This is a genomic window from Pseudopedobacter saltans DSM 12145 (assembly GCF_000190735.1).
Taxonomy (GTDB): Bacteria; Bacteroidota; Bacteroidia; order Sphingobacteriales; family Sphingobacteriaceae; genus Pseudopedobacter; species Pseudopedobacter saltans.
Map to the genome: position 1 here is coordinate 1,133,396 of NC_015177.1, position 14,386 is coordinate 1,147,781.

General features: G+C 40.3%; 13 protein-coding genes. All 13 read right to left on the reverse strand.

Going from position 1 to position 14,386, the window contains the following annotated elements:
* Window positions 1–54: 54 nt before the first annotated feature.
* The 13 genes from PEDSA_RS04690 to PEDSA_RS04745 are packed head-to-tail and all read right to left on the reverse strand — an operon-like array spanning window position 55 to window position 14,288.
* Window positions 55–330 (reverse strand): hypothetical protein, encoded by a 276-nt coding sequence (locus tag PEDSA_RS04690; RefSeq protein WP_013632009.1) that lies wholly within the window; start codon window positions 328–330, stop codon window positions 55–57.
* A complete protein-coding gene (locus PEDSA_RS04695; protein WP_013632010.1) occupies window positions 314–637 on the reverse strand; it encodes a hypothetical protein in 324 nt (107 codons plus the stop codon). The genes PEDSA_RS04690 and PEDSA_RS04695 overlap by 17 nt, the downstream gene beginning before the upstream one ends.
* Window positions 630–5,291 (reverse strand): phage tail protein, encoded by a 4,662-nt coding sequence (locus PEDSA_RS04700; protein ID WP_013632011.1) that lies wholly within the window; start codon window positions 5,289–5,291, stop codon window positions 630–632. The genes PEDSA_RS04695 and PEDSA_RS04700 overlap by 8 nt, the downstream gene beginning before the upstream one ends.
* On the reverse strand, window positions 5,291–5,713 hold the full coding sequence (locus PEDSA_RS04705) for a hypothetical protein (protein WP_013632012.1): 423 nt from the start codon (window positions 5,711–5,713) through the stop codon (window positions 5,291–5,293). The genes PEDSA_RS04700 and PEDSA_RS04705 overlap by 1 nt, the downstream gene beginning before the upstream one ends.
* The gene (locus PEDSA_RS04710; RefSeq protein ID WP_013632013.1) at window positions 5,713–9,237 is read right to left on the reverse strand and encodes a hypothetical protein; all 3,525 of its coding nucleotides are present in this window, start codon (window positions 9,235–9,237) and stop codon (window positions 5,713–5,715) included. Before PEDSA_RS04710 ends, PEDSA_RS04705 begins: the two co-directional genes overlap by 1 nt.
* The gene (locus PEDSA_RS20105; protein ID WP_148233499.1) at window positions 9,224–9,427 is read right to left on the reverse strand and encodes a hypothetical protein; all 204 of its coding nucleotides are present in this window, start codon (window positions 9,425–9,427) and stop codon (window positions 9,224–9,226) included. The genes PEDSA_RS04710 and PEDSA_RS20105 overlap by 14 nt, the downstream gene beginning before the upstream one ends.
* An 11-nt stretch (window positions 9,428–9,438) precedes the next feature.
* Window positions 9,439–9,921 carry a hypothetical protein gene (locus tag PEDSA_RS04715; RefSeq protein ID WP_245546830.1) on the reverse strand — a complete coding sequence of 161 codons (483 nt, stop codon included), beginning with the start codon at window positions 9,919–9,921 and terminating at the stop codon, window positions 9,439–9,441.
* Window positions 9,922–9,927: 6 nt separating this feature from the next.
* Window positions 9,928–10,428 carry a hypothetical protein gene (locus tag PEDSA_RS04720; protein WP_013632015.1) on the reverse strand — a complete coding sequence of 167 codons (501 nt, stop codon included), beginning with the start codon at window positions 10,426–10,428 and terminating at the stop codon, window positions 9,928–9,930.
* A gap of 36 nt (window positions 10,429–10,464) precedes the next feature.
* On the reverse strand, window positions 10,465–10,905 hold the full coding sequence (locus PEDSA_RS04725) for a hypothetical protein (protein WP_013632016.1): 441 nt from the start codon (window positions 10,903–10,905) through the stop codon (window positions 10,465–10,467).
* Window positions 10,902–11,807 (reverse strand): N-acetylmuramoyl-L-alanine amidase, encoded by a 906-nt coding sequence (locus PEDSA_RS19800; protein WP_083811749.1) that lies wholly within the window; start codon window positions 11,805–11,807, stop codon window positions 10,902–10,904. The genes PEDSA_RS04725 and PEDSA_RS19800 overlap by 4 nt, the downstream gene beginning before the upstream one ends.
* The gene (locus PEDSA_RS04735; protein ID WP_013632018.1) at window positions 11,794–12,330 is read right to left on the reverse strand and encodes a phage holin family protein; all 537 of its coding nucleotides are present in this window, start codon (window positions 12,328–12,330) and stop codon (window positions 11,794–11,796) included. Before PEDSA_RS04735 ends, PEDSA_RS19800 begins: the two co-directional genes overlap by 14 nt.
* Before the next feature lie 19 nt (window positions 12,331–12,349).
* Window positions 12,350–13,234: a hypothetical protein gene (locus tag PEDSA_RS04740; protein WP_013632019.1), complete on the reverse strand. Its 885-nt coding sequence runs from the start codon at window positions 13,232–13,234 to the stop codon at window positions 12,350–12,352.
* Between the two features lie 52 nt (window positions 13,235–13,286).
* On the reverse strand, window positions 13,287–14,288 hold the full coding sequence (locus PEDSA_RS04745) for a peptidase U35 (RefSeq protein WP_013632020.1): 1,002 nt from the start codon (window positions 14,286–14,288) through the stop codon (window positions 13,287–13,289).
* Window positions 14,289–14,386: the final 98 nt, after the last annotated feature.

Sequence of the window (14,386 nt, forward strand, 5' to 3'; positions counted from 1 at the left end):
CTTGTGCATTTTCTTTTTGTTTGTGGTAAAACTAGGAAGAGCCAGAGGCGCTATTTAAGCCTCTACAACTGGTTGTGCTACTATCAAATTAATTTCCTCAGTAACTGCATTCGCCAGAACATTATCATAACCGCCCTGCCCGCTGAAAGAAACAGAAACATTTCCAGCTTCATTTCTATGAGCATTGAAGTAGCTCTGTGCTGTCTGCCCTGTCACTTGAACTGACAGCACTTTAGTTGCATCTCGCTCAACCGTAAAATTCAGACTCCAATCGTTGAATACAGCCGTTGAAATCTCTTTAGTAAATGTGTTTTTAATTATTCTTTCCATCTTTTTTATCGTTTAAATCTGTTAATAATCTATTGAAATAATCCAGCAAAGGTTTTTGCACGAAAGCTTTGTATTTGATTGAGGTATTTAATAAGTAAATTATTTCCTCAATCTCTTGTTGAGTAGCTTCAGGAGATTCGCCTTTATGTAAAATCCGAGCCAAATCGCTAACCTCTATACTGTTAGCCTCCTTAAAAATAGAATTACCTAGAAGTTTGTAAAACTCTGGAATGTCTATTTTTTGATTGTCTAGGTCGTAGAACTCAACCTTGTTGATATCTATCGTTATTTTTGTGTCTCTATACATTTTTATATCTGTTAACTAAAATTCCATTCTGAAAAACCAGCCACCAATGATCGTTACCGTCCCTTACAGTGAATGTTGCAGTCAAACCTGTATATCCATTGGATTTCACAGAACCAACTGATAAATAATCAATATTAGCATCCCTTAAATAACAGCCGTCTTTGTCGACTAAAAGTTGATTTTGTTGTATCACGTTTTGTCCAACTAGAAACCTAGACCCAATTAATAGTGTCGGAAGTCCGGTAATTTCACCAGAAGTCAGCAGTCTAAAGAATGCAGTGCTATTACTACCGTAAGTCTTCGATATACTTAGGGAATAACCATCTATTGTAAAACCTGCTATCGTACCACCATTAGCAATCAAATTGCTAGTCGATAGGACATTATTATTCAAATCGAAGTAAGAACCACCGCCAACAGACTGCAACCTACCTGCTGTAATCTTATCTGCTGTTAGGTCTATGGTTTGGATATAAGCGGCATTAACGATGTTAGACTTGATATAATTTGCATCTAACAAGCTTGTAGCTAAATAACCGCCTTGTATAACAGTATTACCGAGTTTCGATATTTCGACAACATCCTGATAGGCCAGCGATTTTAAAGCCGTTGGAGAATCCGTTATATCGTATACACCAGCAGAGGCTACACGTACTGATACTGAACTGCCACCATAGAAATAAAAGTAGTTTGTAGAACTAAAAGTTCCGGTTGCTCCACATTCAACTAAGCATAAGTATTCTCTAAAGTTATTGATTCCTGCGCCATATGGATTAGTAAGCCAAGTATGGCTTCCGCCGTCTCCAGTAGGATTGGATGCAAATTGTATTTTGTTTTCCTCTTCAAATGCCAGTACAAACCTAACTATGTACTTCGCTTTCGGTCGTGATCCTGTACCAAATGTAAAACCTCCAAGTCCGGGAGCTGAGCCTCCCATTGTAGCACTATTATAATGGTAGTATAACCCATAAGGTGATGTCGTTGGAAAAATCTCACCAAAACTTTCTTTTGGAAGGCGTAAAAAATCACCGTAAGGACCAGCATTATTGTAATGATTTAATCCATTAAATCCCTCTCTAAAATCTGTATCCGGATAGAGCGATTTACCACCCATCCACAACAATGTATTTGCTTTTGCTTGTGCTATGGCATCTATCTGATTTTGCGCTCCAGCATCAAGAGAAGAAAACGTTACTTTTCCCGCAAGTGACAACTCCTGACCAAAAATGTTAATTGCTCCGGGAGTAATGGAAATACCTGCTTTAATTTCTGCCTGTGTTGGTCTGGACTCAATGTCTGCTTGAATGTCTTCAGGAGCTAAACTAAAATCAGTTGCTTTGGTTCCTTTTTCAATTTTTAAATCCTTTACATAGAGATAAACCCACGGTATGTTTGAAAAATCGACAAAAGAATAGCCATTTCGTGTCACATTGAATGTTAACTCATAATATTGCCAATCCTGTGTAATTTCTCTTGAATCTGCCGGATTATCACATACGTCAATATAAAGTGTCCAATCTGAATTAGACTTCGCCGAAAAAGAGATAGTCCAAAACCCATCTTCTGTAATTACATTATTAATGCGCAAAGCAAGCGACTGGTTTTGTAGTCCGGCAAATAAAAATCCGTTAGGAGTTTCACCGCTATCTCGACCGACAATAGTACCACCGTACATCGGGTCGAGTACTGTATTCCGTCTGTAGTAATTACGCCCCCCAATCTGCACAGCTCCAATCTTATTATCAACCTGAGAGCTTACCGTCAAGTTAATAGCCTCCGGAGTGATTTTGAGTTCAGCTGATGACATCCTAGTTTCTAAAGCAGAAACAGATACTTGACTGGCTTTGGCTGAAATTTGAGATTCTAAGACTGAAAATTGTGTGTTTGTTTCAGTTCTAACGGCTTCGATATCTGCCTGAACGTCTTCCGGCGAGGGTGACCAATCCAAAGCAGGCTTAACATTTCCTTCGTACAGGCATGCCCACTCAACAACTGAATTTCCAGAACTACCGTTCGTAAAATGGTAAAAATCAACATTAGTACCTACACCTGAATCATTTCGGGTAAAATGAAACACTTGTATATTAGATTCATCCTGAGAACTGATGCTTCCTATAGTCTGATAGCCATTTAAATAAATACCAATATTGTCACCTACTGTTGTGTAGCCATTTACTACTAAGGTGTATTCTTTTCCGAATGTTGTGCCACCATATATATTATATATACCAAATGGATATGAATTACCTTCCTTTCTAACGTTACTATATGCAAGCAAATTTCTGCCCCCTATTTGTAAGGCGTTTACTTTATTTGTCGCATCAGTAGCAGCCGTGTTAATAGCTGTTATCTGTGCATTATTTGCCTGCGTTTCTGCATAGCTCTTAGTAGCTGCATTCCCGCCAGTAACCTGAATAGAGCCTTTGAAAAAACCTCTTTCAGCATAAATACCGTAACCACTTAATGCCCCAAAATCAGGATCAACAATACCGCTTAATTTGCCTAATCGTACTTTAGTTTTACCTGCAAAAGAAGCAGAATTAACACCGTCCAAAACGTCAAGATAAGGCGCACCGCTGTCCGAATTTGTAAGATAAAGAAGTCCCTGCCTGTCTGTATTACTGATATTTCCCACTCTTACAATAGTATCTCCGGTTGATATGCTATTACTCCCTTGAATTTTTGCGACAGAAATAACGCTACCTGAAACTCCCAAAACAAGTAAATGATATGATTTAATGCCAGTGCCGGTAAACACCTGACATCTCAATATATCATTTTGAAGAAAAGAAACATCGCCGTCTAAAGTAATTTCAAACTGTCCAAGATCGACAATCTGCACAGTTTTTATAACTCCTGCATCAGTTACGGCTATTGCTCCGTTGCTACTCCTTATTTTATTAATGGTTAGTTCAGTTGCCGTAAATCCGTCCCTTACAACTAGGTTATCCAGTTCTAAAGTGTATTTACCTCCAGATTTCGAAACTCTATAACCTGAACCAAAAGCACCAGACACAAACAAAGGCGAAGAAATGCCCTCAAATTTCGGGCTGTCCATTGTCCGGACTGGTTGATTTAGATAGTCAGCAAATTGCTGGCCGTCCCATTTGTCCGAGTCTAAAGCGTAATCTGCTAAAGTTGCCCTAGCGGCTAAAGTAGCGTAGTCAGCTAAGCCGGATTTTACTTTCTCCGTTCCAATAATCAGATAACCGTTATTCTCCGAAAGCCTGTTTAGAAACAGGTTCTTACGCATTTGTTCCGGATCAAGTAAACCAGCGGTTTGGATGGCGTATAAAATGCGCTCTTGCTGTGCATACTGTCTTACAATTTCAGATATAGAAATAGTATCTCCCAGTTCCAGATCATAAGTGTTGGGTTCTTGCAGATCACGAGTGTATCCTACAATACGAATCTCTTTATCTATGCCCATATCGGCATCCACAATCTGGACCGTATAACCCAGCACAATATTAGGATTGTTCTGCTTTACCCAGATAGGAGTTAAACTTGCTCCGTACTCGTATTGGACATTTTTGTATTTATCCAAATAGGCCTGTCCGGCTGCTAAAGCTCTATTTTGCGCATCTACTACATAAGAGTTGGGTAAATAGATATCGAAAACAGAGTATTTATCTCCAACAGCTGGCTTTAATGTATGGTTAGGTAAGCCGTCTTCATAAGCTTTTTCATCCGTCTTTAAATTTATTTTAAATTGCTTTGAAACGGCATTGTAAGAAGCAAGCTCAAACTCATATCCAGCTAAAGCACCGGTTTGGAAACCAATCTTTGCCGGCTTACCCGAAAGATGATCATTGATATCGAAATCCATCGAGCTATCAATAAACGTAAACATATCAGCTCCCAAGCCTGTAATAGTTCCAACACGCTCCGGAATGATGTTTTCAAAAATCTTTGTTGCTTCTATAATCTCATCGGCACCAGCAACCTCAATATAATTTAATGGACCAGGTAATTGAAGTCTGGTTCTTCCATATCCCTCCGGTAAATTACGGCTACCGCCTTCAACATATAAGCGAGTTACTAAATCAGCATCGCTTTTCTTTCCTCGGTATAATTGATATAATCCGTTACCTTGACCATAAGATAATACAACCCCCGTACTTTGCTCACGCTTTTGGAAATGGATGGTTTTGTTATCTATCCAGAACTCAGATTGAAAAGCATCTGCCAATCGGTTAAGCGCCTGTAAGCAGTTTTCGCCATTAAATATAAAGTTCTGTAGCTCCGTTTCATCTACCACACCAATAGTATAGCCGCTATAAAGCCTGTTGGCATTACGAACTATCAAATCCACAATATCAGCAGCATTGGCCATAATGGTAAACTCGGCTTCTGTTAGCTGGTTAGTTGCGTCTAACCCTCGTAACTGTACTTTAGCCAGATCATAGAACAGCGCTTCAAACTCCAGCGTATAATCGTATTGCTTGTTGCTTATTTTAGTCACATTTGCCGGACGGTTCAGTTTATATACACGTCCGTAAACTTCAACCGTATCGCCAATATTGATGTTGACAGAATTTGGCAAACTGAAAGACATATTTACCACATCAACGCCCATAGCTTGCCTTTGCTGTTTGCCCGGAGCGGTAACAGTTAAAACAACAATATTTCCTCTCTTTATCTGATATTGCATTATGGTATAGGGGTTATAGTGGCCGGAAAATCATCAATTAGGTTAATGGCAAATGTTACGTCTGTCTCGTTCCAAACGGTATTACTTACACTCTCGTAACGTAAAGAGAAACGCCTGTTCAAACCAACAGCATCAACTGTAATACGAGCAGGAGCCAACAAAACACCCGTTACAAAAGCATTATATTTTAAAAGCAATTCCGCTTCTGATTGGGCATAAATAACCGCTGGTAATGCCACTGGTTTACTTTGGTATTTATTTGCCGTCATATCCACTTCGATACCATCCTGATCTGGCCAGTCTTGTTGCAGTCCGGATTTCTTTGCCGGGGCTTTTACCAATTCCTGATAAGTCCCGTTTTCAAAGAAAAGGCTATAAGCTATTTCGCTATCTGCTCCGTTTATCTTGATCTCGTGTGCCATTATATTCTGCCTCCTCCAGCTCGAATAGCTGCATCGCTATTCATTTTGTTGTTAATCTGTTCCAGATGCTTTTCTACTGCGAAAAGCCTATCTGTATTGTTTGCCGTCCTTTTAGTGTTTTCGGCTATCTCCATTTGCACCATATAAGACTGTTTTAAAAGCCCGGTATGGCTTTGCATCTCGGCATAGGTATTTTTATGCAAGGTTTGGTTTTGTACTACAGCTAAGTGAATACCGCCAACTTGCCCCGCCAACACGTCCGCTTGTGTCGAGGTGATGGATTCTATGGATTTGGACATTCCGGATCCGGAGGAATCTTTGCCAAAGTCAATACCCGTAACCTGTTTTAGTGTATCGAACTCTTTTTGTGCATTATTGATAATTGCATCATATTCTTTTCTTAAGCCTGCAATCTTTTCTGCTGTCAAACCGCCCTCTGTCTCCTTAGCAAACTTTTCGTAAAACTCTTTTAAAGGAGCTTCCAAAGCCGTTAGCTTCAAACTTTGGATTACTGCGTCCTGCATCAGTTTTTTGAAGTTGTTTGCATAATCTTCTGCACTGGAATCATTGCGGAACGCATCCGCAATCATATCCGTTAGATTATTTGCGCTGGTTCCCGTTAGTACTTCACGTAGCCTGTTTTGGTAGTCGTAAAGTTTGCCTTCCAATTCATCATATAGCTGTAATTGCAAACGCAACTCCTGTTCAGTTGCAGAGTTAAGACCGCCTTTTTCAAGCGCTCGATAGAAACTGTCAATACTTTCACGATTGCTCTCTATTACACGATCGATAGTAGAAAGGTCTTCTATGATCTGCTTTACTGGTTCGCCTCGGCCAGTTCTTCCTTCAGATTGCGGAGCCTGGGCATTTAGATTGTTTAGTTTGGAATATTTACTAAGTATCAGCGCCCCTCTTGCATGCTGGCGAGTCTGATCGGCATCAATTATTTTATTAATCTCGTCAATGGTACGTTGTATGTCCGATTTTGCAAGATTAATCTGATTGCGAAACAGGTTTATTTTATCAACTCCAAATGCTCTATCAAGCATTTTAGCTTGACGGTCTAAAGCTGCTGTTAGATCATCGATACTTTTTTTGGTACGCTCCAAAGAGGCCTGCTCTTCTGCTTGTTGTCTTTCCTGTTCACGCCTTGCCTTACTGCCTACCAAATCTTTGATAACAGACATAGCCGCTACTGCTGCACCGATAGCACCCACAGCACCAGTAATACCTGTTAAGATATCACCCCCTTTAGCAAAACCTGTTTGAGCAGCATTTATTCCAGCTGATACTTTAGAGGCTTGTGTGGCCATCTTGCCCAACGTTGTTAGCGAGTTTGACAGATTGCTGTCGAAATCCTTTACATCATCAGCTAACTGGTTAAATGTATTTCCAACCTCGGCTAACCCATTAGGCAAACGGTCTGCAAGTTTCTTGTTGACTTCATTCAGCTTGCTTTTGATCTGATCGGCCTGCTTTTTAAACTTCGGGTTGTCTCCGTATTTAGCTAATTGCTCGTTAGCCTCGGCAACTGCTTGCTTTAGCCCTCTAACGGTTACCAGTTCGATATCGCCAAACAGCTTTTTAAAGAAATCAAGCTTTTCCAGCCTTTGCTGTTCCAGATCAGAAAGCTCTTGGTTGTACTGCTCTGTCCGGATAGCAATATTATCTGCTTTTCCTTTTTCGGTCAGCTTCTTTACATCCTCCTCATATTGCTCTTTGGCTTTTAGCCTTTTTTCTTCTATGGTAAGCGTATCAGCTAATATTTTGTTGAGTGCATTTTGTTCTGATCTGGCAGCGTCTTTGTATTGCCCTGTTATGTATTTTACACGGTCTTCTTCGTTGGCAGAGGCTGTTTTGTTTTCTACTCCTTTAAATGCAGCATCGTTTTTGGTTTTGATATCTTGCAGGTATTGAAAGTAATTTTCAAAGCCCTTTAAATCTTCTTTAAACCGCTCATCGGCTGCTTTCTTTCCAAACTTGGTTTTATAGTCTTCATAATCTGCAAAAACCTGCTTTTGCAAATCAATTTCCTTTTTTAAACGCTCCGTATCCTGTTTGTACAGCAAATTATCCTCGGCTTTTTGCTGTATAGGTTTTAATTGTCCAACGTCTATTTTAACCTTGTTTTTCTTCTTAGCATTAAAACGGGTAATTTCTTCTTCAATCTTTTTGAACTTATCTCGCAACGCCTGTAGCTCAGCCTGATCTGATGACATTTTCTTTCTGGCATATTCACGATCTAGGTCTGTGATTTTTTGCAAAAGGTTTTCGTATTCTTTGGTTTCCGCTTTGGTCTGCTCTTTTTTAGTATCTAAAAGCTTAAATCCAGATTCTTTGGCTTTAGCAGCAGCTTTGCGCTGAAAATCCTCTGCAATCTTCTCTAAGTTTTGCTGATGTTTGATTTCTTCGTTAGCTTCCAGATTACGCCTGTTTGCTGCAACAACTTGCTGAACGGTTTTACCATCCTTGTTTTTCATTTGCTTAGCACCTGCACCAGAAAAAAGATATCCTGCGGCCTCGTCATCAGATTGCGCCATTTTCTTAGCAGCCTCAACAGCATGTTTACTGGCTTCTTCCAGCGCAGCAGTAGCCGCTGCTTTATAGAGCATCATTTGTACGTAGTTGTTCGCATTTTTAGCCATAGCTTTCTCAACCTCGTCAAGTGTTTTTACTTCTCCAGCTACTTTGCCTATACTCTCATTATATTGTTTTACAACCTCCGTCTTATCTATCAAACCCTCACGAGCCAGTTTGATATTTTGGCGCAATTCAGAAACATTGGTTACAGCCTTTTTATAATCTGCACCATCAAAAGCTTTGTTTAGAGATTCCTGACTTTTCTTTAGTGCATCTACAGACTCTTTGCCTTTAAACAGACCTTTAAAAAACTCACCAATCTCTTTACCGTAAACAGTTATTAAAGTAATACCCAGCGATAGAGCCGTTCCCCACGAAAAGAAACTTGTTATTAAGCTTTTCCAAACGGGCGTACCTTTTTGCCCACTGGCTACAAGCTCCTCGTTTTGCTTTTTAAGCCTGCCAATCTCATCTGCCAGAATAGGAATATTGTTAGAAATTGCCATGAATCCGGTTTGCGCAGAATAGGTAAAAGCCGGTAACTCCCGGCTGATCTGATTAATGGAATTTTGCAATCCGTTCCAGTTGGCTTTGGCTTTACCAGCACCAAGGTCATCCATACCCAAAGATTTAATTTTGGCAATCTCATTGGCAGTCTCTGCAATTTTTCGATTATACTTTTCTATAATAGAAGGATCGGTTGCTTGCTCTACAATGTTCTGGTAAGCTTGCATCTGAATCTTAAGCGAGCTTATAGATTTGTTAATAGAGGCATACTTGCTGTCTTGGTTGTCCAGCAAATCATTAATACGCCTGTTGGAACGTTCAGCCGTTTCAGCAGCCGTTTCATTAATTCCGCTAATGATCTTCTTGCTCTCAGCGCTTTCACGCTTAAGCCTGTCGTTATCAATCGGAAATTCTACCTCTAAACTAAGATTGTCCATATTTCTGTTTTAATCTGGATTTCAAATCCGAAACATTGCCTTTTTGTATTACCTCGCCTTTTTTGCCAAAGCTTGGACGATCTGCAAGCATAAGCATGATATTTGCCCAGCTGACTTGCCAAAGTATGTAGTGCATCGTCCAGCCTGTTTCTTTCACAATCTGGAAGAGTACACCAAAGGGGCTATTCATGCCCGTTGCTATTAACTCCCCTTCGTCTTTTGACCCAGATTTGGAGCGGTCAACTTCATGCTCCTTACCAATCTGGTAGTAGTCATAAAATCCTGTATACCTCCGTAGGTAATCAGGATATCCATAAGCGTTAATATGGCTTTTGGCGTTAAATGCCAGCTTAACCACCATGCAAATGGTTTAGTAAAGAGCATACCGCTCCAATAGCCGTTTAGTATAGCTGTGGCCACAGCTTTATAAATGTTTTTGCCGTGTACTGATATTACCGTTAAAGCTTCTTCGCTGGTAATCTCATGCAGTTTGGTTTGGTCAATTCCAGTGCGTAAATAGTAACTGGCTACTCGGTGCAGCGTACCGGCTTTGGGTTGCCCCAACTTAAATACAATGGTTTTCTTGCCAAACAACCTAAACAACAAAGGGGCGCGGGCCTTAACCTTCACGCCCCTTTGTAATAAGGTTTCTACTGCATGCAGTTCTGTCTGCATGTTTTCCATTCTATTCTATTCTGGGTCTGCTATCATCATTGGGGCAACGCCTGCAAATCCCGGATCTTGAATTACACCAGAAACTGTAATTAAGTCGATATCGGTATCTGATGCCTTGAAATCTAACTTACCAAAGCAACTTACTTTTGGAATCGTTAAGATTTCGCCAGTTTCCAAAGTAAATCTTAACGATTTTATCTTGGGTGTTTTCACCTTAGGCGCATTCCACGTTTCTTTAGTCGACACGGTTGTTTTAGTACCGCCTAGCCACATTACTTTGCTATCTGCGCTCAAATCCATAATAGATAATTCTATGTTTTGCGCACCAGGTTGTTGTCTGGTAATTTTAGGATTTGCATCGCCTTGTTTAAAGTGATTGGTAGTTGTCGGATCTTCCTCCGTAATCACAATCGTATCTTTGTAAGGCTCAATCTCCGCCCATCCGGTTGAAGTTCCGTCTACTTCATTATAAGTGCCAACTTCCGACTTGATGACACCGTATTTGTATTTTCCCATACCTTATATATATGTATGATTAAAAAAATTAGTTAATTACTCTCCAGCACCTTCGCCAGCTCCAGACTCGTCAGGATTGCCGCCTTTGTCTGCATCAGCTCCAGACTCGTCACCGCCAGTACTTTCTACTTTAGACTTTGTACTTTCTACTTTACCAGCTTCTAACTCCGAAATTTTCTCTTTCAGCTTATCCAAGCCAATATTTTTTGCAGCTTTACCTCCGAGAGCTTCAAGCTTTGCCATTAAAGCGATACGCTCATCATCACCAGTACTTTCAACTTTCGACTCTGTACTTTCTACTTTTAACACATCTCTGCGCTTAATCGCATCCACTTCCTTATTTCCTAAGGACTTCGCATGATTTTTCGCATCAGAAGCATTAAAGAATGCTTGATCATCGGAGGTCACATGGAACTCTTCTACATTAGGATGTTGCTTAAAAATAAGCTGCATCTTGTGTTTTCTCTCGTCTGTCATTTTATGAGATTTTTAAGTTTTACAATTAATGATTGCGGTTGTAAGAACAGGGCGGTTACTATAGCAACCGCACCTGCAAACCAAACCCACCACGGTATATTTTGGGTGACTGTCTTAGCCACCGTCTTGGTGATAGTTACCTGCTTGGTTACAAGCTTGGTCTCTTTCACCGTTCTTTTTAAAATCTTAGTTTGCTCTTTGCTGCTCTGCTTTTCCTCGCTATGGTTTTGCTCCTGCGAGCTGTAAATGGCAGAGCTGGCCGAGCCTTCCAAACTGCCATCGGTATTTATCTTTCCTACAAAATCAAACAGGGTATAACCTTTGACTTTGTAAGCATTACCCAATCGCCATGCATCACTCTCTTTACTGGTGGTTGCCTTTTCCTCGGCTTTTTCAGTAGTGGTTTCACTCTTGTAAGAGCTATTTTTATCTGACTGACTATTTCGGCTCACCTTACACCCAGTAAGGCAGATGCACAGGGCGATTAGTAATGTTATTGTTTTAAGCCATGTTTTCACGTCAAAACAAGGGCATTCCTTTTTCACGTTAGGGAAATCACGATGTCCTTTTATTTCCGCATTCGGAAACCTGGCTTTTAATTCCTTTAATAGTTTAATTTGCGAGGCTACCTGCGCTGGTGTTCTGTTATCAACCGCTTTGCCTTTTGCATCAATACCACCTATATAAGCAATATGGATACTCACGCTGTTGAAACCTGCCACACCATTACTGATTTGCTCAATCGGAAACGTGTTTACTATTTCGCCATCAGCTTTTATCATGTAATGATAGCCGGGGTTTTTCCAGCCCAAAACCGTCTTCCAGTAGTTCATAATACTAGCTATGGTAGTATTATGAGGCGTAGCCGTACAATGGACAACCAAGTATTTAATTGTTCTCATCTCTGTTGCTGGTGAATAGATCAAGAAGTTTATCCTGTAGCTTTTTAATCCAATGTGTTTTGTCCTTACCTACTATTACCGCCACGTTTTCCACAATACTGATCAGCAACTCCCAAACTATCTGGCATAAGAAAAAGAGGTATAACCAGTCGAATACAGTTGTAGCAGCTACTTTGCCCTGTGCCTCGAAATTGACCGAGAACACATAAGGCAAGGCAATAAGGAGCAGGTAGCAAACTGCTTTGATAGAGAATCTGGTAACCTTGAAACTTTCAATCGGCTCTCTCTTAATTATGGATGCTATAAGACCGCTACCTAGTTCGATAACGAACCCGGACAATAGCACATAAAAGGCAAATTCATCCAGTCCAAACAATCGGTTAACAATAACAGCGATTGCGCTTAGTATGCCTCCCGTAGTAGTTGCGTGTAAATATTTAGAGCTGGGATTCAGACTGAATGCAAACTCACCAAAAGAACCATAGTCGAAGCTTAGCAGAAGCCTATCAAAGAAGTTTTTCATTGCTTATTCTCCTGCTTTATTATGCGCCCTCTACGATAGCGCCGATTGCCTCATTTTTAATTGGCAAAGCGATAAAGTAATGACGATAGTTAATTAAATGAGCCTGACCTGTTGTTGTTGGTGCATCGTAGTATTGTTTTAAAATACCCGTCTTCTTACCAATATTGTCAACTTGGAAAGCTACAGAAGCTTGTTGCTCTGTTGTTGGCACAGCACCCCATGCCAATTTAGCCCCAGCAGTAGTATAATATGGGTTAGAGATATAGGTGTAAATCTCAAATCCAGCAACCAACTTGTTTACCTTACCAGTATTATGATCTACCAGTAAATCACCAAAGCGATTTCTATCTCCTAGTAATTTATTATACTGGCGAGATGATAAAACAATCCTTCTACCAGACTCATCTACTTGCGCATCATCAAACTTTCCTTTGAGTGCCACTAAAGCTTCATACACATCTTCTGAAGTGTAATTTGCTGGTAAAAAGACAATGGGTGTACTAGCTGTATTTGACGCTGGTGCAATTGCATGGATAGCCTTTTTAAATTTCAAGCGATTAATCACTTGAATATGTCCTTTAGTCGCACTATCAATCTTATCATAAGAAGCGCCCAAAGCGGCATCTTCGCCTATTCTAGTTGCTAGAGTTTGTATTTTATCCAAACTGATGGTTTTTGAACCATCGGTATGATCTTCGACATCTATTGGATAAGTTGTGTTGTTCAATAATACGCCTGGCGTAAATGTTTCCAACGGTATGTTAATGGTGTTTTTATCGGTAATTGGGTCTACCGTTAATTGAGCGTCTAGCTCATCAATACCATCTAAAAAAGTTGCTACGTGATCCGTAGAAAGCTTTTTCCTTACTCTACTTTGCCATACTTCAGGGAAATTACCTGCCATTTTCTTAAATTTTTGGGTTAATCAATTATTTGCTTATCCGTGGTTGATTGGTTTAAGCAAACAGCTTTGCGTAACCTGTTGGGTTGTTGTTTTTAAATGCCAGTTGTTGCTCTAATGGCATAGCTGCAAACTCATCTACATTTTTAGGCTCAGCACCAAGAGCAGCACCGCCCGGATTATTTACCTGGCTACCTAAAGAAGTCTTACCCGGCAATCCATCGATAATAGATTTGGCACCATCGAAGCCCAGCGCTACAAATGTTTCTTTTTGTGTGGCCGATATCTTACCATCAGTTACCGCCTGATCTACCAAAGCCGTAAGCGCTACTGCCTTTTCCGCATTAATCTGATTTTGCAAACCTTCACGGGCAGTTTTTTCTAGTTGATGCGCTGTCATTTCAGCCGTTAGCTTTGTACCCAACTGCTCAATAAGGTTATTAACCTCGTTTTCAGTTTCCGCACTGGCACTTAAGCCAACACCAACCAGCACCGCAACGGCCTGCGCTGATAATTTGAATTTTTCCATTTTTGTCGTTTTTGATTTATCCTGTTTGTCGTAAGTTTTAATAGGAGGTCTTTCTGGCTTTTCATCTTGAGGCATTGCAGAAAGCATGATACCACGAATCTCTTTGCTATCCATTTCTTTATCATCTGCAAACAGCTTCACGCAATCGGCATTGCTTGGAATGTCTACTATCGAACCCTCAAAAGCTTCACTATTATGTAATTCAAGATTACCGTCAGCACCTTCATGAAAAGTTGTTTCTTTGGTAAAGTGTAGATAAATGGAAGCTCCTTTTAAAAATCCACGCTCAACTTTTCCAGCAATTTTTTTGCTTTCTGGATCATCCAAATCAAATACCGGATCAGCTAAAAGCTTAGTGCCTTCTATTCGGATGTTCTCCCAACGGCCATGTACCTCGCCACGTCTGTGCATATATAATAGCACTGCATTTTCTTTAAACCTGTCCAGTTTAATTTTATCGTTTGGCACTCTAAAACCGTAGCTGTTAACCTTGGTCTCATCGTTAAGAATAAATGACTTTTTAGACATCCTTGATAAACTTTTTGTAATTGTTAAAGCCCAAAAGTGAAGCGAAAAAAGAGGGTAGCGAATTAGTTGTGCAACCCTTGCAGAGAAATTTAAAATCG

Coding starts and splice junctions, on each gene's coding strand:
- PEDSA_RS04710 (WP_013632013.1), bottom strand. CDS start 9,237: ATGGACAATCTTAGTTTAGAGGTAGAATTTCCGATTGATAACGACAGG.
- PEDSA_RS20105 (WP_148233499.1), bottom strand. CDS start 9,427: ATGAATAGCCCCTTTGGTGTACTCTTCCAGATTGTGAAAGAAACAGGC.
- PEDSA_RS04715 (WP_245546830.1), bottom strand. CDS start 9,921: ATGGAAAACATGCAGACAGAACTGCATGCAGTAGAAACCTTATTACAA.
- PEDSA_RS04725 (WP_013632016.1), bottom strand. CDS start 10,905: ATGACAGACGAGAGAAAACACAAGATGCAGCTTATTTTTAAGCAACAT.
- PEDSA_RS04690 (WP_013632009.1), bottom strand. CDS start 330: ATGGAAAGAATAATTAAAAACACATTTACTAAAGAGATTTCAACGGCT.
- PEDSA_RS04700 (WP_013632011.1), bottom strand. CDS start 5,291: ATGCAATATCAGATAAAGAGAGGAAATATTGTTGTTTTAACTGTTACC.
- PEDSA_RS04740 (WP_013632019.1), bottom strand. CDS start 13,234: ATGGCAGGTAATTTCCCTGAAGTATGGCAAAGTAGAGTAAGGAAAAAG.
- PEDSA_RS04720 (WP_013632015.1), bottom strand. CDS start 10,428: ATGGGAAAATACAAATACGGTGTCATCAAGTCGGAAGTTGGCACTTAT.
- PEDSA_RS04735 (WP_013632018.1), bottom strand. CDS start 12,330: ATGAAAAACTTCTTTGATAGGCTTCTGCTAAGCTTCGACTATGGTTCT.
- PEDSA_RS04705 (WP_013632012.1), bottom strand. CDS start 5,713: ATGGCACACGAGATCAAGATAAACGGAGCAGATAGCGAAATAGCTTAT.
- PEDSA_RS19800 (WP_083811749.1), bottom strand. CDS start 11,807: ATGAGAACAATTAAATACTTGGTTGTCCATTGTACGGCTACGCCTCAT.
- PEDSA_RS04695 (WP_013632010.1), bottom strand. CDS start 637: ATGTATAGAGACACAAAAATAACGATAGATATCAACAAGGTTGAGTTC.
- PEDSA_RS04745 (WP_013632020.1), bottom strand. CDS start 14,288: ATGTCTAAAAAGTCATTTATTCTTAACGATGAGACCAAGGTTAACAGC.